Annotated in this window: 17 protein-coding genes and 2 tRNA genes; 2 read left to right on the top strand and 17 right to left on the bottom strand. The window is 49.2% G+C overall.

Features of this window, described 5'->3' with window-relative positions:
• Nucleotides 1-110: 110 nt before the first annotated feature.
• From EV209_RS08450 to EV209_RS08440, 3 genes are all read right to left on the bottom strand, one after another.
• Nucleotides 111-2,402 (bottom strand): hydratase, encoded by a 2,292-nt coding sequence (locus tag EV209_RS08450; protein WP_130435031.1) that lies wholly within the window; start codon nt 2,400-2,402, stop codon nt 111-113.
• 82 nt (nt 2,403-2,484) lie between these two features.
• Nucleotides 2,485-4,788, bottom strand: a complete 2,304-nt coding sequence (locus tag EV209_RS08445) for a sensor histidine kinase (protein ID WP_130435030.1) — start codon at nt 4,786-4,788, stop codon at nt 2,485-2,487.
• Nucleotides 4,789-4,790: 2 nt separating this feature from the next.
• Nucleotides 4,791-5,498: a response regulator transcription factor gene (locus tag EV209_RS08440; RefSeq protein WP_130435029.1), complete on the bottom strand. Its 708-nt coding sequence runs from the start codon at nt 5,496-5,498 to the stop codon at nt 4,791-4,793.
• A gap of 144 nt (nt 5,499-5,642) precedes the next feature.
• On the opposite strand from EV209_RS08440, the gene EV209_RS08435 reads away from it, so the two are divergent.
• Nucleotides 5,643-5,715: transfer RNA gene (locus EV209_RS08435), tRNA-Val, on the top strand.
• A 77-nt stretch (nt 5,716-5,792) separates the two neighbouring features.
• On the opposite strand, the gene EV209_RS08430 is transcribed toward EV209_RS08435, so the two are convergent.
• Nucleotides 5,793-6,665, bottom strand: coding sequence for an SIR2 family NAD-dependent protein deacylase (locus EV209_RS08430; RefSeq protein ID WP_130435028.1), 873 nt, complete (start codon nt 6,663-6,665; stop codon nt 5,793-5,795).
• Nucleotides 6,666-6,917: 252 nt separating this feature from the next.
• Here EV209_RS08430 and EV209_RS08425 point away from each other — a divergent pair, with 252 nt between their 5' ends.
• The gene (locus tag EV209_RS08425) at nt 6,918-7,256 is read left to right on the top strand and encodes a winged helix-turn-helix transcriptional regulator (protein WP_130435027.1); all 339 of its coding nucleotides are present in this window, start codon (nt 6,918-6,920) and stop codon (nt 7,254-7,256) included.
• Nucleotides 7,257-7,339: 83 nt separating this feature from the next.
• Here EV209_RS08425 and EV209_RS08420 read toward each other — a convergent pair whose 3' ends face one another.
• From EV209_RS08420 to EV209_RS08360, 13 genes are all read right to left on the bottom strand, one after another.
• On the bottom strand, nt 7,340-8,353 hold the full coding sequence (locus EV209_RS08420; RefSeq protein ID WP_130435026.1) for an N-acetylmuramoyl-L-alanine amidase: 1,014 nt from the start codon (nt 8,351-8,353) through the stop codon (nt 7,340-7,342).
• Between the two features lie 51 nt (nt 8,354-8,404).
• Nucleotides 8,405-9,190 carry a rhamnogalacturonan acetylesterase gene (locus EV209_RS08415; protein ID WP_130435025.1) on the bottom strand — a complete coding sequence of 262 codons (786 nt, stop codon included), beginning with the start codon at nt 9,188-9,190 and terminating at the stop codon, nt 8,405-8,407.
• Complete coding sequence (locus EV209_RS08410) at nt 9,180-9,776, bottom strand: nitroreductase family protein (RefSeq protein WP_130435024.1); 597 nt, start codon at nt 9,774-9,776, stop codon at nt 9,180-9,182. Before EV209_RS08410 ends, EV209_RS08415 begins: the two co-directional genes overlap by 11 nt.
• A 23-nt stretch (nt 9,777-9,799) precedes the next feature.
• On the bottom strand, nt 9,800-10,234 hold the full coding sequence (locus tag EV209_RS08405) for a Fur family transcriptional regulator (RefSeq protein ID WP_165388867.1): 435 nt from the start codon (nt 10,232-10,234) through the stop codon (nt 9,800-9,802).
• 49 nt (nt 10,235-10,283) lie between these two features.
• The gene (locus EV209_RS08400; protein WP_130435022.1) at nt 10,284-11,114 is read right to left on the bottom strand and encodes a putative manganese transporter; all 831 of its coding nucleotides are present in this window, start codon (nt 11,112-11,114) and stop codon (nt 10,284-10,286) included.
• 173 nt (nt 11,115-11,287) lie between these two features.
• Nucleotides 11,288-11,360, bottom strand: a tRNA-Lys gene (locus tag EV209_RS08395).
• Between the two features lie 77 nt (nt 11,361-11,437).
• On the bottom strand, nt 11,438-12,205 hold the full coding sequence (locus tag EV209_RS08390; RefSeq protein WP_130435021.1) for a response regulator transcription factor: 768 nt from the start codon (nt 12,203-12,205) through the stop codon (nt 11,438-11,440).
• A gap of 132 nt (nt 12,206-12,337) precedes the next feature.
• The gene (locus EV209_RS08385) at nt 12,338-13,207 is read right to left on the bottom strand and encodes a carbohydrate ABC transporter permease (RefSeq protein WP_130435020.1); all 870 of its coding nucleotides are present in this window, start codon (nt 13,205-13,207) and stop codon (nt 12,338-12,340) included.
• Between the two features lie 13 nt (nt 13,208-13,220).
• On the bottom strand, nt 13,221-14,108 hold the full coding sequence (locus tag EV209_RS08380) for a carbohydrate ABC transporter permease (RefSeq protein ID WP_130435019.1): 888 nt from the start codon (nt 14,106-14,108) through the stop codon (nt 13,221-13,223).
• A gap of 81 nt (nt 14,109-14,189) precedes the next feature.
• Entirely contained in the window at nt 14,190-15,581 is a 1,392-nt protein-coding gene (locus tag EV209_RS08375; RefSeq protein WP_130435018.1) for an ABC transporter substrate-binding protein, read from the bottom strand.
• 53 nt (nt 15,582-15,634) lie between these two features.
• The gene (locus EV209_RS08370) at nt 15,635-17,434 is read right to left on the bottom strand and encodes a sensor histidine kinase (RefSeq protein ID WP_130435017.1); all 1,800 of its coding nucleotides are present in this window, start codon (nt 17,432-17,434) and stop codon (nt 15,635-15,637) included.
• Nucleotides 17,435-17,535: 101 nt separating this feature from the next.
• The gene (locus EV209_RS08365; protein ID WP_130435016.1) at nt 17,536-18,948 is read right to left on the bottom strand and encodes a phosphoglucomutase/phosphomannomutase family protein; all 1,413 of its coding nucleotides are present in this window, start codon (nt 18,946-18,948) and stop codon (nt 17,536-17,538) included.
• 1 nt (nt 18,949) lies between these two features.
• Nucleotides 18,950-21,349 (bottom strand): glycoside hydrolase family 94 protein, encoded by a 2,400-nt coding sequence (locus tag EV209_RS08360; RefSeq protein WP_130435015.1) that lies wholly within the window; start codon nt 21,347-21,349, stop codon nt 18,950-18,952.
• Between the last annotated feature and the right edge of the window lie 170 nt (nt 21,350-21,519).

Raw genomic sequence — 21,519 nt, 5'->3', positions numbered from 1 at the left:
TACTGCCCTGCGTCAGGGCATAAAGCAGCCGCTCTCCCAAGTAACTGTGTTAATCGGGAGAGCGGCTTCTCATGTTATGTCAGACGGCCGGAAAAATGCGGTCAGTTAAGTCAATGATTTCGATAATAATTAATCAGGCATCCGTCCAGGATAATCTCTCTTTCATCATCTGTCAGCTCACCCAGCCGAAGGGTAAAAGGAACAAGTTTATCCTTCACCACATAACCGGTAATAGTTTCTGCTTTTTCCTTCACTGCCTTACGGATTCCGGGAATAAACAGGAAGTCCAGATTTTCAAAAGGAAGTTCTTCATCATCCAGCAGGAATGGCAGCATGCCCCAGTTAATCAGATTAGAACGGTAGCGCTTTGTAGCATATCCTTTTGCGATATTGGCCCAACCGCCTAACACCTTCTGGCAGGAGGCGGCCTGCTCGCGGGCAGATCCATCCCCTGGCTTCACCGCATAGATCGCTGTCCCGATCCCTGTTTCCCTGGCCTTCAGGTCCGGGTAAGATTCTTTCACCTTGCGGAACGCATTTCCAATTTCCTGGTCCTCCTGCATGGGGCAGGCATTGGTCCGGCGGATCGTTTCCGCTGCGCGCACCTGCTTCGCCCGGCCTACATACCCAGGGTCTTTCCGGGAAAGAGTAAATTCTGCCAGGCCTTCCGGATTGGAGCGGTAGGAAGAGGTTTCTCCGGAAGGGATAAGCTCGTCTGTAGTGGTCACCGGGTCGTGAATGACGGAAACCACCCGCAGCAGAATATCCTCAGTCAGCGCCACCATCTCAGGCCAGTCCTTGATCCCAGGCCCCAGCTTGATTTCCTGGGCAGGGTCCGCCTTGCCCACGCCGTTATAAACACGGTTGGCATAAATATTCTTATCGAAGAAATACTTCGGCTTCGTAAAGTCAACATCCACATCCGTGGCTGCAGTAAGATACCCCTTATTGGCGGCTGTAGCGGCAATAGAACGCGCGTCCATCAGGGCTACGGAAGCGATCTGGCCGTTTGTCACCTTTGATCCTTCCCGGTTGGGGAAATTACGTGTGGAATGGCGGATACTCAGCCCTCGGTTGGCAGGCACATCACCAGCCCCGAAACAAGGGCCGCAGAATGCGGTTTTTACGATCGCTCCTGTTTCCATCAGCTGAGCCACACGGCCGTTTTTCACCAGCTCCATATAGACAGGCTGGGAAGCCGGGTATACGCTCAGCGTAAATTCATCCGCACCGATGCTCTTCCCCTTTAAAATATCCGCCGCATCGCAGATATTTTCAAAACCGCCGCCCGCGCAGCCAGCAATAATGCCCTGATCCACGTACAATCTGCCGTCCCGGATTTTATCCCGCAGTTTGAACTCTATATTGTTATTGCTCAGACTTACCTGGGCCTTCTTTTCCACATCCGCAAGAATATCTTCCAGATTGGCGTTCATCTCTTCAATGGTATAGACATTGCTGGGATGGAACGGCATGGCGATCATGGGTTTGATTTCGCTCAGGTCTACTTTTACCACGCCGTCGTAATAAGCCACATCCCCGGGCTTCAGCTCTTTATATTCACCGCTTCTGCCATGAATCTCATAGAAATCTCTGATCTCTCCGTCTGTGGTCCAGATAGAAGACAGGCATGTTGTCTCTGTCGTCATCACATCCACGCCGATCCGGAAATCCGCGCTCAAGTTGGATACACCGTCTCCCACAAACTCCATCACTTTGTTGTTCACATAGCCATTGGCGAATACTGCGCCGATGATGGCCAGCGCCACATCCTGCGGGCCCACGCCCTTCTGGGGTTTCCCGGTCAGATGAACCGCAACAACTCCCGGCATGTTGATATCGTAAGTCTTGCGCAGCAGCTGTTTGACCAGTTCCGGGCCGCCTTCCCCCACTGCCATGGTCCCTAACGCTCCATAGCGGGTATGGCTGTCAGAGCCCAAAACCATTTTCCCGCAGCCAGCCAGCATTTCCCGGGCGAACTGGTGAATCACCGCCTGGTGGGGAGGCACATAAATGCCGCCGTACTTTTTCGCACAGGAAAGGCCGAACATGTGATCATCTTCATTGATTGTCCCGCCCACAGCGCAAAGGCTGTTATGGCAGTTTGTCAGCACATAGGGCACAGGGAATTCCTGCAGTCCGCTTGCCCTTGCTGTTTGGATGATTCCCACAAAAGTAATATCATGAGACGTCAGGCAGTCAAATTTCACCTTCAGTTTTTCCATATTTCCGGATGTATTATGAGCCTTTAAAATTCCATATGCCATAGTCTGCTGCGCGGCTTCTTCTCTGGATGGAATCCGCCCCAGCTTCTGCTGCAGCACTGCTGCCGCATCCGGCGTATCCTCCACCAGCTCGCTGCCGTGAAGCAGATACGCGCCGTGTTTGAATAATTCAATCATCTTTTTTCCTCCTCACAGAATACTTTAGCTTATTATAGCGTTGAAAGGCCACTTTTGCAAGTGGCCTTTCAAAAATTCCATTCTATTCCTCTTCCCAGGGGGAAACAACTGCTGTCTCTTCTTTTTTCTCTCCCCCGTCCGGCACCTTCGGTTCTTCTGTTCTGATAATCTCAGGGAATTCCACAGTAGCCCGGAACAGGTCTCCATCCAGATACAGTTCCAGCCGCCCGCCCATCAGCTCTGTCAGGCTCTTGGCAATAGAAAGCCCCAGGCCGCTGCCCTCAGTGCTGCGGGAAGCGTCCCCTCTGGTAAAACGCTCTGTCAATTCATCCGCCGGAATATTCAGCGGGCTTTCAGAAATATTTTTCATGACCACAGCGGCCATGCCATTACTCCTGCACATATCCAGGTAAACCCTGGTCCCCGGCATGGCGTATTTGCAGATATTATTCAACAGATTTTCAAACACCCGCCATAAACGCCTTCCGTCTGCCAGGATTAATGCCCCTTCTTCCGGCAGATTTGGCACTACCAAAAGATTTCTAGCCGCGAATTTATCCTCCAGTTCTCCCATAGCCTGTTTCAGCAGCTGCACCATATCCAGGCGCTCCACGTTCAGCTCAATATTCCCCGTGTTGGCCTTTGCGGCTTCTACCAGATCCTCTGTCAGCTGTTTCAAACGCTGGGATTTCTGATCCAGGATCTGTATATACTTGCGGATATTTTCATTTTCACAGTTTTCCCTTCTGATCAGATCCACATAATTGATGATCGAGGTCAGAGGGGTCTTGATATCATGAGATACATTTACAATCAGCTCCGTCTTCATCCGTTCATTGCGGGTGGCGGAATCAATTGCCTTCTGCAGGCCCGCGCCCATCTGGTTAATGCTTTCCGCCAAAGTCTTTTCCTCTGCCCACATCCCTGCGGTGTCAATCTGATGGTCCCAGTCTCCCTCCGCCTGCTTTTCTGCTCCTTCGGAAATCTTTCTGCGCTGTCCCACATATCTCAGCAGCAGCGCCAGAGTCCCTATATTCAGCGCAGCCAGAAGCAGGAACAGGATCAGCCTCATAAAACCGCTGTATGTGCTGTCCCACAATAGCAGAAGAAATGTGCTGGCCAATACGTAGGACACAAAGCCCAGTATCACTCTCCCGGACATATTCCGGTCTTTATAAAGAGCTTTAAAGCCCTCCCTCAGCCAGCGCAGCACAGCCCTCGCCCCTGATAGCAGCAGGAAATTATCAGCCAGAGAAGTATGCGCCTTGAACCGGCGTACACAGGTAAACAGCAGCCAATAACATCCAAGATAAACAGCGCCCATCACACTGGCATTCATAATTACCTGATACACAGCCGAACTGCTGCTGCCTATTCCGCTGCCTAATATCCCGATGGGCACCATTAAAACCGTCCACAATCCAAATACTCCGATCACCAGCAGAAAGGTGTAACCCTCCAGCCTCATATGATCCATTCTGGTCAGCACAATACCTTCTTTGTGTTTTTTATAGCCGGTACAGGCCAGCAGCAGGACCAGAGAAACCAGCCACCCCAATCCGCCCGTCAAAAGCAGGGCAATCATGAAAGTCTGCCACTTTTCGGCATTAGAATAATCCGCAATATAGTCCTGATACTTATCTGCCGCCGGCATCATACCGTCCACCCCATAGGCAATCCTGTATGACCCGGTGTCTACGTTTTTGAAATACCGCATTCCTTCCGCATCCTGCAGATCTTTTATCCCACAGGCCAGCACGGACTTGCCGGTTTTTTTATCTTCTACATAATATCTGAAGTTTGAGGATTCTTCAGTGAAGTTCATGTAGAATTCTTCCTCTGATTGATAAGACAGTTCTTCCGCATAAATTCGGTTCATCCACGAATATATTTCATCATAAAACAAATCTTCCAGACCATATTGACTGGTAATATACCCCATCTCCGGAGATTGCGCGTACCAGCCCTCTTCCTCCTCAAAAGTCATCTCCTTTTTCACATTCCCGCCGCCAAACACATATTTATCGCCTGACTGATAAAAATAAATTCCGCCTTCCTCCATGGCCAGAACTTCCTGTCTGGTAATCTGGATCTCCTTCGTTCTGTCCTCATTGTAAATATAAATTACAGGCTGATTCTCATCTCTCCCCTCTATGCTGCGCTTTTCTCTCTCCTGAAGATACTTCTGCAGCCTTTCCAGATCCGCCTCCACATAGCGTTTGAAGCCGCTGCTCTGCTCCACCGGCTGATTTTTCAACGCTCCGGAAATCGCATCGGATATCTGAACCAGAACTGAGGCAAAAAGTATAAGAATCACAGCAGATATCACCTGTACGCTTCCTAAAAACAGGCGGAGCAGCCGTGAACTTTTCCAATTATGCTTCAATGTTATTCCTCCTGTGCAAATTTTTCAACCTTGTAGCCAATCCCCCAGACCACCTTCAAATACCTGGGCTCTCTGGGGTTTATCTCAATTTTCTCACGGATGCGGCGGATATGCACTGCGACCGTATTATCGGCTCCAAACGCTTCTTCCCCCCATACCTGTTCATAGATCTGGTCAATGGAATATACATTTCCGGCGTTCTTTACCAGAAAGAGCAGGATCTTATAATCAATAGGCGTCATTTTCACCTGTTCGCCGTCCACGGTAACTGTTTTTTTCTCATCATCTATCCACAGACCGCCGGTCTTATACACCTTGCTGCTCTCCTCTGTGCCGATTGCGCCCAGCTTTGTATAACGGCGGAGCTGGGATTTCACCCTGGCGATAAGTTCCAAAGGGTTAAAAGGCTTTGTCAGATAATCGTCCGCTCCGATATTCAATCCCAGTATTTTGTCTGTATCCTCAGACTTGGCGGACAGCATGATAATCGGCACGGAGCTTTCTTCTCTCACCTTAAAAGTCGCCCTGATCCCATCCATTTTCGGCATCATGATATCCATGATAATCAGATGGATTTCCTGATTTTTCAGAATATGCAGCGCCTCCATTCCATCGTAGGCCTTTACTACCTGATACCCCTCCTGTCCAAGATAAATCTCAATTGCGTCTACAATCTCCTTGTCATCATCGCACACTAAAATACGGTACATATTTTCCTCCCAGAGCAAATCAGCCCACTCATGATGTTTTTATTATAATTGCCGAATCTGAAAGAATCCGGCTGGTTTTCTTACAAATTTCTGAAAAAACTTATTGACATTTCCCGCAGATGTAGTAAAATAATATTGTTCTATGGAGGCATAGCTCAGCTGGGAGAGCGTTCGCCTCACACGCGAGAGGTCATGGGTTCGAGCCCCGTTGTCTCCATTATAACAGAAAACCCCGTAATTGCAAGGAAGTGCAGATTTCCTGCGGTTGCGGGGTTTTTGATATGGTGTTTCCTTTTATGGTATACATTCCTCTAACACAGTTCCAATATCTTCATTCATGCAGATGGACTGCATCTCAATCTCTTTTGGGCAATATGCCTCCCCTTTATTGACACAGGCATATATCGCAGCAGGATTCTCCGCCGTAAGCTGCCAGAATGGATATTTAATAATTCCCGGGGTATTCATCCCCACGCCCAACTCCCAAAACAAAACATGCTGTTTTTTGTGATTCTGAATAAAATCGTGATATCTTTCAGAAGCAGCATACCACCCGCCGTCCTGGACAAAGCTCCCGTCGCAGCGCAGGTTCATGGTCATCGGAGCGCCGCAGACCGGGCACCTGGGAATCAGTTCGGAGGGGATTTTCATATGATTCTGCCGGGCCGCCATCTTCCGGACTTCTGTTTCATTGTCGTAGGTTTTTCGATGGCAGGGTACGGAACACTGCCACAGGCCGTAATCGCCCTGGGTATAGAACAGCCTTTTCTTATCAAATCCAGCAAGCTGAAACTGATGGTCAACATTCGTTGTGATCACAAAATAATCCCGCCCTTTTACTAGTTTCAGCAAATCACAATAAGGCTTGCCCACACCGGCTTCATAACGGTTGACCATGATCTGCCTGCTCCACCAGGCCCAATATTCTTCTAATGTATCATAGGGATAAAAACCGCCTGAATACATATCCTCAATGCCGTACTTCTTTTCGAAATCCGAAAAGTTTTTTTCAAACCGCTGTCCTTTATAGTTCATTCCCGCAGCGGCAGACAATCCGGCGCCAGCGCCGATCACAAGGGCTTCCGCGTTCTTTATCTCTTGTTCCAGCCTGCCAACCTGCTCTGAATAACTTCTGATAAACACCGGGGACTGTTTCTCTCTGAACATGGAATATCTCCTCCGCTTTACTAAAAATATCAATAACGATTTTCTATGCCCCTATTTTATGCCTTTGGTTATTGATTTTAAAGTACGCACTTTATTGTACTATAGTTACCTGAAGGAAACCATTACGTCCTGATGCAAGTTCGGAATTACCAGGCACACTGCTTTTTTCAGGAATCCTTGACCCCAAAACAAACATACTGTATAATCAGAATCATAGGATCAAAAAGTGACTAGTGTAAGGAGAACTCACTTATGAGTGAACATGAAATACAAAAAGGCCTTCCTGCCTGTCCGGTAGAAACTACTCTGATGCTGATAGGAGATAAATGGAAAGTATTGATTTTGCGAGATTTGATGCCCGGCACCAAACGGTTTGGAGAATTGAAAAAGTCCATCGGAACTATTTCTCAGAAAGTGCTGACTGCACAGCTCCGGGACATGGAGCGCAGCGGCCTGCTGATCCGCACCGTATATGCGGAAGTCCCTCCCCGAGTCGAATATTCGCTGACAGATCTGGGCAGAAGCCTGAAGCCGATTCTGGACGCAATGTGGAATTGGGGAGAAAATTATAAGGCCCGCACTCAACTATAGAAAAATTATGTAAAACCTGAGAGTTGAAACAAAAGGGGAGCAGGCCATGGCATGCCCCCCCTTGTTCGCTGCTTTTCTTTTATTTATTGTGGCTGACTAGTAAAGTCGCCGCCCAAAGCGATCCAGCCCGCGCCGCTCTTGAGCTTGCCCCAGAGATCGGCGCCGTTTCCTGCCGATGTCTGGACCACCGTATAGCTCCCCTGGTCGCGGATCACTCCCAGGACAGGGTAGTCAGTCCCAGGACCGCTTCGTATATTCAGATCTTCTTTCACTTTCACCATCGCAGGGAGTTTTTCCTGGCCTTCCTGTTCACCCGAAAGCTTACGGCAGTATTTTTCATATACAGAAATCCAGCCCGCGCCTGATTTCAGCCTTCCCCAGTATCCGTTCTGAATTTCTGTAACTGTATACGCGCCTTCATCTGTAATATGCCCGGTTTCTTCATAATTTGTTCCCGGGCCTTTTCTGATCGTCAAATCCGGCACAATTACCTGGTACATTCCCGGCCCATACTCTTCATCCGGTTGTGCCGGGCTCTCTCCTCTCAGCCGCGCTCCCACATCCGCCCGGAAGGTATCCATATTCTTCCCGTGCTTCGGCCACCAGTGCTCAATATCAATGTGGTTGCTGCCATAGCCCAGGCGGTGCACCTCGGCGTGGCAATAGATATCCCTCTCCGTCAGCCCGTATCTCTCGCAGAGATACACAAATAACTGGATCGCCTGCTCATAGATATCAGCAAAATAGGCCGCGTTGGCCTTCACGTCATATCCCACCATTGTTCCGCTGTTTGGCAAATACGTGTGTCCTGCCGGTTCGCAGACCTCCACCCCGATTGACAGGCCGTTCCAGCCTCCCTTTGGCCCAGCCCCCACATGCGCGCCCACATTATCCCAGGGCATCACTTCCAGCACTCTGCCCGATCGCTCCAGAAACGCATGGGGCAGTGCATTGACAGCGGGGTTGTTATAATATTCAAACAGCTTATCCGCATCCGGCTGTGCGGTCCCCGGACTGTGCACCACCAATTTCTCCACCTGCATTTTGCCGCGGTCAAAATTTTTATTCGCCTCAGCCCACTTTTCTACTACATTCATGTTCCTACCTCCTTCTCCACATTATATGCGGAGGCAGAACAAAGCGGACTTTTAACAGCGGCAATTCTCCTTTTCTTCCAAATACTTCTTCAGGGGAGCCAGTGCTTCTTCTCCGCTGGCCAGTATCTCCCGGACCAGCAGGCCGGCAAATACTTCCGCTCCTTTTTCCTGGAGATGAGCGTTATCCTCTACGCCCCCGCAGTATTTGCCGCAGGGATATTCTCCCTGTTCTGCCCAGAGAAAAATTTCCTTCGTCTTCTCAGGGCCAAGTTGTTCACAATATTCCCTGGTAACCGCCCCCAGATCCAATACAGGCGCAATTCCCTTTTCAGCCATTTTCAGCATAACCTGCCTGTATTCCGGAAAACTAAAATGCAGATGTCCCAATGCGTCGAAATCACGCATTACAATGGGGGTCACCAGGACACAGGCGGCTCTCCTTTTCCTGCAGACATCTACATAGCGCAGCAGCCAGCTTTCAAATTCCTCAGCCGGCACATATCGCTCCTTCTTATCCCTGTTGGCGTCATTATGAGAAAACTGCATAAACAAAAAATCTCCCGGGCGCAGCCTCTGTTCCAGACAATCCAGCCTGCCTTCTTCCCAGAAGGTCCGGCTGCTCCTTGCAAATTTCGCATGGTTTTCTACCGTCAGTCCGGGAACCACATAGCGCCGGACCTGATCAAAGGGTACGTCCTGGGGACGGGATACCTCCGGCTCTATGCCGGACATGGCTGCGCACAATTTCTCGCCCCATCCGGCCTGGGGCCTGCTGTCTTCGTCGAAACTCTGGACTGTGGAATCCCCGGCCAGAAAGATTCTGACTTCACTTTTCATCTTCAGACCCCCATTTCTGAACCAGTACCTCCTCCAGGCTGCGCTTGGGCACATAATGCACCTGGTTTTCATCCCTGTAATATCTGATATCCCCGTCCTCTCCCAAAGGGACGATCTTCACTTCTTCTCTTGGAACGCCCAGGGCGATTACCATGCTCACCGCAAACCGATTTTCATCCAATCCCAGGATACCGGCCAGCTTTTTCCTCTGCACATTCATCAGAAAGCACCCTCCCAACCCCATTTCTGCGGCTCCCAAAAAGATACTCTGACCAGCAATCCCCTCGTCTGCAGTCATGGCTTCCTGGATTTCTCTGTCCCGGAGCATCACAATATAAGCAGCCGGACGCTCTCCCGGTTCCGGTCCGTCCCATTCCGGCAGGTATCCTGCCCAGCCCAGGCAGGAAAATATTTTTTCATTGATTTCCCTGCTGCAGCTGGCCACATATTTTATGTACTGTTTGTTGGCCCCGCAAGGGGAAAGCCTGCCCATATCAATCAGTTGTTCCAGCTGTTGCATACCCAAGGGGACTTCTTCCTCAAACCTCCTGCAGGATCTGGCTCTGCGCACTAATTCCTCTAACATATTTATGCCTCCATTTTGCTGTTTTACATCTTCTTCCTTGCGATGCTGCATTCATTACAGTACCCGTACAACTCCAGCCTGTGCCCCGTCACCGTAAAATCTCCGGCTTCCGTATTCAGATGCATGTGGGCAAAGGGACAGCTCTGGAGCGGAATTCTCTTATGGCATTCCAGGCAGACAGCGTAATGGATGTGTTCTGCTCTGTTCAGCTCATATACCGCAGTACCATCCCCCATCCAGGCGTCCCGGTTCACCAGCCCGTTCTCTTCAAAATTATTCAGGATGCGGTAAATGGTCGATACGGCATAGCATTCCCCGCTATCTTCTCTTACAACCCTGCCATAGATCTGTGATGCTGTTAAAGGCTCCCGGGCCTTCAGCAACACATCATAGACGTTCTTTCTCTGTTTCGTCCATTTTATTCCTGCGGGATACCCACAGCGTCCCTTATTATCCACGCGGCTGCACCTCCTGTCTCCTGTGCTGTTTTTGATTTTATCCTATGTTCTATCTTAGCACAATACCGCCCAAAACACCAATCGCATATAATAATGCAATAATTTTAATATTTTCTTTTTTATTTCGATTCACCCGGAAAAGTACCAGCACGCCGATTCCGGCGCCGGACAGCAGCCCCGCCATCATTGTCCCAAAACTCATAGCGCCTTCCAGATACAGCTGTGTGATCACAACCGACGCCGCGCAGTTTGGAATCAGCCCTACCGCGCCCGCGATCACAGGGCCCAGCACAGGCCTGTTCAGCAGCACGCTTGCCAGCGCCTCCTCACCGCCAAAACTTAAAACCAGATTCAGCGCAAATGTAACTGCCATGATAAACAGCGTAATCTGCAGCGTATGGCGCACCGCCGAACGGAAAATTCCTTTTTCGCAGTGGCAGTGCTCTTTTTCACAGATATCATGGATATGATAATGTTCCTCAATATGTTTTCTTGTAATCAACAAGTCGATCAAAAAACCCGCTGCCATCCCGATTGCGATTTTCAGCAGCAGTATTTTACCAATCAGCCCCAGTCCAGCCTGTTCAGAAATCAGAATAGGCAGCATTTCGTCCGATGTGGACAGGTAAATGGAGATCAGTGTCCCCAGTGTAATCACCCGGCCTGCATACAGATTAGAGGCAGCAGCAGAAAAACCGCACTGCGGCACGGCGCCCAGGGTTCCTCCGATCAGCGGCCCCCATTTCCCGGCTTTTTTTATCATCTTTTCTGTTTTTTCACTGGTTTTATGCTCCAGATATTCCATAGCCAGGTAGGTCAGGAACAGAAATGGAATCAGCTTGATACTGTCCAACAGTGTTTCTTCTATAATATGCAGCATTTTATTTTATCCTTTCCTTGCAGCAATATAGCTCCAGATGCAAATGCAACTTATTCGCATCTAAACTATAGCATACTCTGCAGGATTGTCAAGGGATGATTTCTTCAGAAATATTTAACAGCACAACAAAAAACCGGCCTCAGAACATCAGTCCCAAACCGGTTTCTTCTCACTGCGCCTCCAGGGGCTCGAACCCTGGACACCCTGATTAAGAGTCAGGTGCTCTACCAACTGAGCTAGAAGCGCGTCTCTGCTTGTCTCACAAGCACGATGAACATTATATAACATGCCTCCTGAAAAATCAAGTACTTTTTAAAATTTTTTTACTGTTCCCGGCGCAGGCTGTTCCTGTATTCATTTGCAGACATGCCGGTGATTTTTTTAAACACCCTGGAAAAATGAGCGGTATCCACGAATCCCACTTCCTCAGTTATGCCGCTGATGCGCATGGAAGGATCTTTCAGCAATTTTTTCGCTTCCCGAATCCTGATTGTGTTTAAAATTTCAGAATAGCTTTTCCCCAAATGGCCGTTGAGCAGCTTGCTCAGATGCCACTGGCTCACATAAACCTGATCCGCCACGTCAGATAAGGTGATCTTTTCTTTATAATGCTGTTCTATATAAGTCAGAGCATTCTTCACCACAAAACTGCCTGCCGCATTGTCGCCGAGCCCTTCCCTGTCTTCCTCCTGCTCCTGGGTTTCCTCCGGGCACAAGGCTTTCAGGCGTTCCAGCATCGTATGAAGCGCTTCTTCAAGTTCGTCCATCCTGGATGGTTTCAGAAGATAGCGCACCACGCCCAGGCGGATTGCCTCCTGTGCATATTCAAAATTCCGGTATCCTGTAAGGATGCTGATCTGAAGATCCGGAAACTCAGATTTAATTCCCGCAATCATCTGCAGACCATTGAGGCCCGGCATGCTGATATCCGTAAACACAATATCCGGCTTTTCCCAACGAATCACGGTCATGCCTTCTTCTCCATTGCAGGCCGTCCCTGCCACATGGCATCCATACTTCTCCCATGGAATTACCTTCTGCATTCCCTGTACAATGATTTCTTCATCATCTATCAGCACAACTTTATACATCGCAAACACCCCGGATAAAATGCAATGCCGCAGAATCCTCGCCATTATTACAGGTTTTATCTTCAGGCGCCGGATTCCGCAACATCATCATTTTCATTCTTTTTATATTGTACTACACCCCTCCCGTCGGGATCAACCTTTTATTGCCCCCGCTGTCATTCCTTTAATAATATATTTCTGCAGGCAGAAATATATTATTATCACCGGCACAATAACGATGGTCACTGCCGCAGCCAGCAGGCCATAGTCTGTTCCTTCCTGGGAACTGATCTCATTCAGCAGCCTGGTAATGGCCCACTGGTCCGAGTTGCGCAGTGTAAACATCTGCGTAAACAGGTCATTATAACTCCATAAGAAACAGAAAATCCCAACTGTTGCAAAAGACGGTTTTGTCAGAGGCACTACAACCTTAAAGAATATCTGGAAAACACTGCAGCCCTCCAAATAAGCAGCTTCCTCCAGGTCGATCGGCAGGCTCCGTATGTAGCCTGATAAAACCACAATCGCAAACGACAGGTTTCCGGCAATCTGGGGCAGCGCAGTGGAAAGCAGCGACAGCCACAAACTATCGGTATTCACAATTTTCCAGGACAGCATCATCCGGAATACCGGAATGATGGTAGAAAATACCGGGAACATCATCGCTGCAATTACAAGGGACTGAAGGAAGGCCTTTCCTTTGAATTGATAGCGCACCAGGGCATAGGCACACAGGCCGGCCAACAGGATCACCACCACTACCACACTGATCGAAATCACCAGGCTGTTTCTGTAAGCGCCCCATACGTTCAGCTTGCTGAAAGCCTTGGTATAATTATCCAGCGTGAACAAGTCTCCTACCGGCAGAGAGAAGGAATTAGAAACAATCCGTCCTCTCAATTTAAAAGAATTCATCAGCACCCATAAAAGCGGATACAGCGTAGTCACAGCCCAAGCAGACAGCAGCGCGTAGACCAAAACCATCCACGGGGAGAATCTGCGCTTTGTTTTTACTTTTTCCATGTCACAGTCCTCCTTAATAGTCTTTTTCTTTTAGGGCATGGTTAGCGATCTGAGAGAGCACCACACCCAAAACAACGATTACAAGAGCAATGGCGCTGCCGTAGTCCACATCTTTTGTCGAGATCGTCTGATAGTACATGTAGGTCCCAGTAAGCCATGTCTTGTTGTTGGGCATGCCGTTGGGGAACATGGTATAGGGCAGGTCAAACACCTTCAATGCGCCGGTAATCGCCAGAGTGATACAGGTGCAGATCACATTGTGCAGCAGGGGCAGTGTGATAAAACGAACCCTCTGCAGCTTTGTAGCCCCGTCAATGGACGCCGCCTCATAGATATCAGGAGAAATATTATTTAATCCAGTCACCAGAATGATAAAATAAAATCCCACGTACTGCCAGGTAACCGGAATAATCATCGTGAGCACAGCCAGAGAACCCTTTTTAAAGTCCAGAAGCTCATTGGCTCCGAAAGCCATACGGATCTGATTGAGCATCCCGGTATCATACAGGAAAATCAGGTTGAACAGCAAAGCCAGGGCTGTGGCGGAAATCACGATGGGGAGGAAATAGAGCACCCGGAATAATTTGGCTCCGCGCTTGATGTTATCCACCATCATGGCCAGCAGCAGCGCGATCCCGACCTGGCCGATCAGAGTAGCCAGCATCATCCACAGCGTGTTGACCATAGCCGTACGCATTTTAGGATCAGTAAATATCTTTAAATAATTACTGTACCACGGGTCATTCCAGCCCTTGGCCGACTGTCCCAGACCTTTTATCACATGAAAGCTGTTCCATATATTCAGGAAAAACGGATAGTACAGAAATACTACCATGAATGCAAAAGCCGGAATCAGAAAAATCAGCAGCGGCTTCTTATTTTTATAAATCATTGAGCCCATGGAATCACCTCTTTTTGTCAGAAAAAGCCGGAGACAGTCTGTTCATATCTCCGGCTCTTTGTCAGTCAGACTATTTTAATTTCATTCAGTCTTTGATTCAGCAACCAGAGTCAGCATCTCTACTACTGCCTCTTCCGGAGTCACTTCGCCGGAAACGATTGCCGCCATATTGTCAAATACAGGTACTCTTGCTTCTGTGGGAATTCCATCCTGCAGAGCCAGGGCCAGGCCTGTAGCTTTGCTGGCCATATCCTTGCCGCTCAGCTGCAGCGCATTGTACTGGGATTTGTCGATCTTTGCCGGGGTCTTCAACGCGTCAGTGGAAACGCCTGCAAACTTAGCTACTACATCGTCCGTTGTCATGGACATTACGAAATCAACTGCTGCTTCGCGGATTTCCGGATCTTCCCAGGCTTTTCTGGTGATCATATAGCCGGAGGACATACCTGCGATAATATCGGTAGATTTACGGTTTCCTTCACCAGGCACATAAGTTACAGTGAAATCTTCAGGGTTCTCAGCACCTTCAAAAATGCTCTGAGCCGCCCAGTTGCCGTCGCAGTAAAATGCGGCCTTGCCGTCTATAAACAGCTGTTTTGCTTCCTTGCCGTCCATGGAAAGCGTATTTTCAGGGAACAGGCCCTTTTCATACATTTCCTTCATATCGGTGATGCCTTCTACCAGCGGCAAATAATCATCTTTGTTATCCGGGGACGGAATCACATTCTGAGTCTGAACATCGCGGTGGTTGAAGATACAGAATTCAAACCAGTAATGGATTTCTGTCGCAAGTGAAGCTGAAATCGGGGTGATGCCTTTTTCCTTCAGGGTTTCGCAGTCTTTAATAAATTCTTCCCAGGTGGTGTTTTCATCCGGAACATCTACTCCTGCGTCCTTCAGCAGCTTTGTGTTTACGAACAGGCCTTCCCAATATCCGTTCACCGGAACTCCGTAATGGTTTCCATCCGAGGATGCAGGAACTTTAGTCATATCCATGTTGCTGGCATATTCCGGGTACGCCTTCTGGATCTCAGAAACGGGAACCAGTTTATCCAGAAAACTGTCTGCGTCAGCGCCGGTGAAGTACATCAGGACATCCGGTTCCGCGCCGCTTTCAAAGTCTGCAGTCACGCGTGCTTTTACTGTCTCGTCGGAGATTGCGGAGCTGTCATATACCGTGCTTCCGGTTTTCTTTTCCCAGGCTTTGTAGGCGTCCTGGAACAGCCTGGCGTTGGCGTCATTGCCTGCATATGTACTGAATACGCTTAATTTCACCGGGGTCAGCGCGCTGGTCTGCCCTTCTGTGGGGGCTTCTGTGGTGGAGTCATTTCCGGCCTTGGTTGTAGCTGCCTCTGTCTTGGGGCTCGTTGCAGGGGCGGCTGTCGTCGCGTCAGCAGGCGTGGAGCCGCATCCGGCCAGCATGGAAACTCCCATAGCCATCGCCATTGTTAATGCTAAACCTTTTCGTTTCATAATCAAATCCCTCCTTAATTTTTGCGTTACCGTTCCTTCTTGGTATGTTTCTATTATTGCTCATTTTCATAAAAATGAGAATTGTCAAACTGGCTGTTTGTTGTATTTTTTTGTTCAGATTGGTTTTTACACAACCTTATCCGTGCAATTACCACATTATTTTCGCCGTTTTCAATGGTCAATCCGGAATTTTCACCATACAGCAGCTTGACCCGCATATTGACATTGGATATTCCCAGATTTCCGGACGGTTCCTTGCTGCTGTCGTATTCCGGGTCCAGCAAACGGGCCACCCTCTGTTCATCTTCTTTTGTCAGGGTCCCGTCATTGATGATTTCAATCGTCAAGTTTTCCTCTGTCTGGCAGACCCTGATCCGAATCGTGCCGTATGTCCGGGGCTCCACACCATGTTTCACCGCATTTTCAATTAATGGCTGCATAATCAGCCTTGGCACCTCATAATCCATCATTTCCTGATCCAGCTCTTTCACCACTGTCAGCCGTTTCCCCAGCCGTTCCTGAGCGATATAGAGATATGCATTTACATAGGACATTTCCTCCGCCAGCCTCACCAGCGGTTTCTTCTTCCTGTCCATGGCAGCGTTCATCAGTGTGGACAGTGCCTCGATCATCTTAGGCACCTTGACATTCCCTGACATCCTGGCCTCCCAGTTAATGATCTCCAGCGTATTATTGAGAAAGTGCGGATTGATATTGGACTGAAGCGCCACGATCCTGGCATCGCGCAAAGCCAGCTCTTCTTTATAAATATGTTCAAACTGATACTTCAGCCGGTCGCTCATCTGATTAAAGGACTTCTCCAGATATTGAAATTCCCGGCTGCGCAGCTCTTCCTCCAGATGGCCCCCATAATTTCCCTTCTCAATCTCTTCTGCCCCTCGCATCAATACAGACACCGGACGCACGACCTGAGAGCGGAACACCCGGGTCAGGAGGGCCAGCATGACAAGCAGCATAAGCAGCATGCCGCATACTACAATCCAATAGCCCACAAAAGGTTCCGACAGCATCTTGGAATCCATTTCCATTACAATTCCAAGCCAGAGGGTCTCTCCGGGAATTCCTTCGTACATCAGGTAATCCCCCCGTACCCGGCTGACGCCGTCCCCAATCCGTTTCATCTGTCCGCCGGCTTCTTCCATGGTGATCTGTTTTCCTGAAAGCACCACCGGTTCACTGTCCAGATATACCGTTACAGCGCTGCTCCAGGAAAAATCCTTCAGATTTTCCAGTATATAATCAGGATTCAGCCTCATCACAATTGTTCCGAAATGTTCATATTCCGGGCTCATCAGGTTCCGGATCATATACAGCTTATCCTCTTTTTGCCAAAACCGGATTTTTGTTCCCAGTGTTTTAGCAATTTCCTTTACTTCCTGGTGATCATTGACCCAGTATTCCCGCTGCTCCTCATATTTTCCGCCGGAAGAAGTATTAGTCATACTGTAATTGAGCACCTCAGGATTCTCGGTATACCAGAAATACACATCCTGAAAAGCTTTTTCCTTCTGATATGTACTGAAAATATAGTTGGACGTGCGCAAATAAAGTCCATTCGGAGTGAGCTCCTCCGCCGTATAACGCTGATAAAGCTCCCAGAGCTTCCTGTCATAAGTGGAAGCCCTGGAAGCCGTAACAGCCGTATCGACCCGCTCTGCGCAGATCTTTCCTGTAAAATAGAGCTGGTCGGACAGACCCTCCAGCATCTGCTCTCCGTAATTGCTGCGCATATACCAGCCCAGCACCACAATCAACAGCAAAATCGGGACGAACCAGCCGATAAATATAATCTGTACCAGCCTCCCTTTTAGAGAAAACGTCTTTTTCTTCATAATTCTACCTGCCCCCAATAAGCTACCTACATTTTATCATACTGGTCAATATTTATCTATGGAAAATACCGGGGACAGGCAGAGCTGTATTTTCATGCTTCCTACAATTTTAGAAATTCTTCCAGCCTGCGCACATTTTGCACTGCCATCTCCCTGGAGGGCATCTCGCTGAAAATCCTGAGCAGAGGTTCAGTGCCGGAAAACCTGGCTATTACCCACCCACCATTCTGAAAGTACACTTTGCAGCCATCCATATAGCTGACCTTTTCCACCGGGAAATCAAAACCGGGAAGCAGCTTATCCTTCATCAGAGTTTCCTCTATATCAGCCTTTTTTTCCGTGCTGAAGCGGAAAGCATACTCTACCATCTCAGCTGCGCCGGATAACTCCTTTACCTCCCTCAGCAATTCTGACAGTTTTTTTCCGGTCACCGCCACCATCTCCACCAGGAGGGAAGCAGCGTAAACCCCGTCTTTACCATGAATATGCCCCCGCACTGTCAGCCCTCCGGAAGACTCGCCGCCGATTACCGCGTCCTTTTCCTGCATCATGGCAGAAATATATTTAAAGCCCACAGGCACTTCATAGCATTCCTCACCAAAAAAATCTGCCAGCCGGTCCAGCATATGTGTAGTGGCGATATTGCGGACCGCAGGGCCGTGCCAGCCCTTGTATTTCAGCAGATAATAGTACAGCATCAGCAAAATTTCATTGGGATGCAGGAACTGTCCTGTATCGTCAATGACGCCCAGCCGGTCTCCGTCTCCGTCCGTCGCCACGCCCATATCAAAATGTTTGGCTGTCACATAATTCTGAAGCGGCCGAAGAGTTTCCTCATTAGGAGCAGGCAGATGCCCTCCGAAAAGTGTATCATGATTTTCATGCATGGTATCTACTTCACAGCGCGCGGTCAGCAGGATGGTCCTCAGGGAGGCTCCGCTGACGCCGTAAAGAGGATCCAGGGCAATTCTCATCCTTTTGCTGCGGATCATTTCCATATTAATCGTATCAATAATATTATCCAGATACTCATTCAAAGGATATATCTCCTCGATGAGGCCCTCTTCCACGGCACGGTCATAATCCATGACTTCTACTTCACAGGGATCTATGTCTTTACAATATTCTTCAATCTGACAGGTCTGTTCTTCTTCTGCGTCCCGTCCGGCTTCCGTAAAAATCTTGATACCGTTATAGAGAGCCGGGTTATGGCTGGCAGTGATCATCATGCCATATTTCATGCGGTGCCGCATCACGTAGAACATTACCACCGGGGTAGGGACTGAATAATTAATCAGCCTGGTTTTGATCCCCTCCGCAGCAAACACCTGGGCGGCCCACTGCATGGCCTCTTTTGATAAAAAACGCCTGTCATAGCCAATCACCATACCCGTTTCCTGGACGTTTTCATTCCGCATCTTGTCGCACATGGCTTTTGCCAGCACCTGAATATTGGACCGGATAAAATCATCCCCGATGATCGCTCTCCAACCGCCTGTACCAAATTTAATCACTTTAATCCCTCCCCATTATAATTTTTACGTTGCAAATACTGCCTTCCGGCTGCGGATAAATCTTTTCTGTTTTCCGGCCTTCCACATATATTTCCCGGACGCCCTTGCAGATCCCTTCCGGATTTTCCACCGAAATCCTGTATTCAGCTCCCCGCCACCGGCGTACTGCAGAAAATCCTTCCCAGTCTGCCGGGATACAGGGATCAATTTCCAGACAGTCCAGCTGCGGCCGGATGCCCAGCATATATCTGGTCGCAGAAAAATATGCCCATCCGCTGCTCCCGGTCATAAAGGGGTGTCTGGCCCTGCCAAAGGCGCTGTGATCCCTCCCCACAATAAATTGACAGTAGGAATATGGTTCCGCCTCCCTGACCTCGATCCTGTCATTCTGCAGGCACGGGCACAGCGCATTATAAAACTTCATCGCCCTGTCTCCCCGTCCCAGCACGCATTCTGCGGCCCAGGCCCAGGGATTCGGATGGCTGAAAATGGAACCGTTTTCCTTCAGCCCAGGGTAAACTCTGGTGACAAATCCAATATCGTCATCAGGCCTGGTATAAGATGGACCATTGATCTGGATTCCATAGGGAGTAAAGAGCATATCATCCACGCTGTCCATGGCCATTCTGCCCTTTTCTTCCTCCGCGGCGCCGGACAATACCGCCCAGGCATTGGATTCCAGATGAATTTTGCCCTCCTCATCCTTTGCGGTTCCGATTTTACGCCCGTTTTTTGTGATTCCCCGGATAAACCACCGCTCATCCCACAGGACTGTATTGCAGATCTTGTGAACCTGTTCCTGCATTTCTCTGTATTTTTTTACATCTTCTTTCTCTCCGGCAGCCTCTGCCAGCTCCAGGAAATGGCCCAGAGCCCAGTAGTGAAGGAACGACACCAGAGCGCTTTCCCCGCCGCCCAGGTTCAGGCAGTCGTTCCAGTCTGCCCGCAGGCCCAGGCAGACGCCGTCGGCTCCAACCATTCTTCCGGAAAAATCCAGGATTTTTTTCAAATGCTCATATACTGTTCCGCAACCTCCGTCCGCATAGGACACCGTTTCATAAAGAAAGTCCATACGCCCTGTTTCCCGGATATATTCTGAAACAGCCGGAATCAGCCACAGCGCATCGTCTGAACAGGCATCCTTCAGCCCATGGATCATACTGTCTTTATCCGGCGTGGGAACCACTGTGGGGGACTGGAATGGTTTTTTCTCTTCTTTATCAGGGGCAAACCAGGCTGGATCAAACAGATGCAGCCCATATCCTTCTGAGACCAGGCCTCTCAGAAGTTCTACAATTCGGCTGCGGCATTTTTCGGGATTAGAGTGGGGAATCGTCATAGCGTCCTGTGCCGTATCCCGGTATCCAAGCCCTGTGCGCCCGCCCACTTCGATGAATGAAGCAAAGCGGGAAAACATGATGTTTACCTCTGACTGATAGAGATTCCAGGTATTGATCATCGTATCCATGGCCTGGTTAGGAGTCCGGATCTGAAGCCTGCTGAACTTTTCTTCCCAGAAAACAGCCAGCTTCCGGTATTCCTCATCCACTGCCGCTAAGTCCGCATATTTTTCTCTTACTCTGCGGCCCTCTGCCCTCCCGCCTTCTCCCAGAATGAACAGCAGCCGCGCATCCTCTCCCGGCTCCAGCTCCACAATCTTCTGCAGGGCGCCGCAGTGATTCCCGCCTTTCTCTGTGTGTCCCTCCAGCCTTCCGTTTTCCACCTGAACCGGATTGCTTTCAGACCTGTAGGGCCCGATAAACCGGTCCCGCAGGCACTCATATCCGTCCGGGACAAAGTTGGAGGTAAAGTACTGGTATCCAAATTCTTCATAAAACAGATCATATTCAATAATTCCGTCTTCATAGGAAGAACCGGCGCAGTAAAGGCTCATCTGAAAATTCTGGTTATCAATTTCTACCAAATGATAGGAAAATTCACAGTAGGAAATTACGCTGAGCCTTCTCTTCCTGCCGCTGTCATTCCTGAGACTGATGTCCCAAAGCTCCGCCGCTTCCCCCATGGGCACGGTCATCCGCTGCCTGGCAGAAATCCCCTGGCAATCACATTCGTACACAGAATAGGACATTCCATGACGGCACCGGTAATCCGCCTGGTCCAAAGGACGGCCCACCGGCTGCCAGGAGACGCTCCAATATTCCCCTGTATCCTCGTCTCTCACATACACATAATGCCCCGGCCGGTCCATCGGCATTCCGTTGCCTCTGAACCGGGTGATTCTGTGGTATTCCGGAGATTTATAAAACATATATCCCCCCGCAGTATGGTTCAGCACAACGCAGGTATCCTCTACTCCCAGATAGTTGGTCCAGGAAACCGGAAGGTCCACCCGGTCAATCACATATTCTCTTTTTTCATTGTCAAAATGTCCGTATTTCATCCCAATCCTCCCGGGCATGCAGCCCCATGTCTTTGGTTTTATTATACCGGATGATCTTCCCGGTTGGGATAGCCAGTCGTGGCAATATTTGTACCTTTTTGTTCAAAACCCTTTTTTTCGGTTGATTTTGCCGGGAAAAGCTTCTAGAATAATAAGTATCACCAGTTACA

The organism is Cuneatibacter caecimuris (assembly GCF_004216775.1).
GTDB classification, from domain to species: Bacteria; Bacillota; Clostridia; order Lachnospirales; family Lachnospiraceae; genus Cuneatibacter; species Cuneatibacter caecimuris.
Note: the sequence above shows the minus strand (reverse complement) of the source record. Positions and strands in the feature narration are given on the sequence as shown.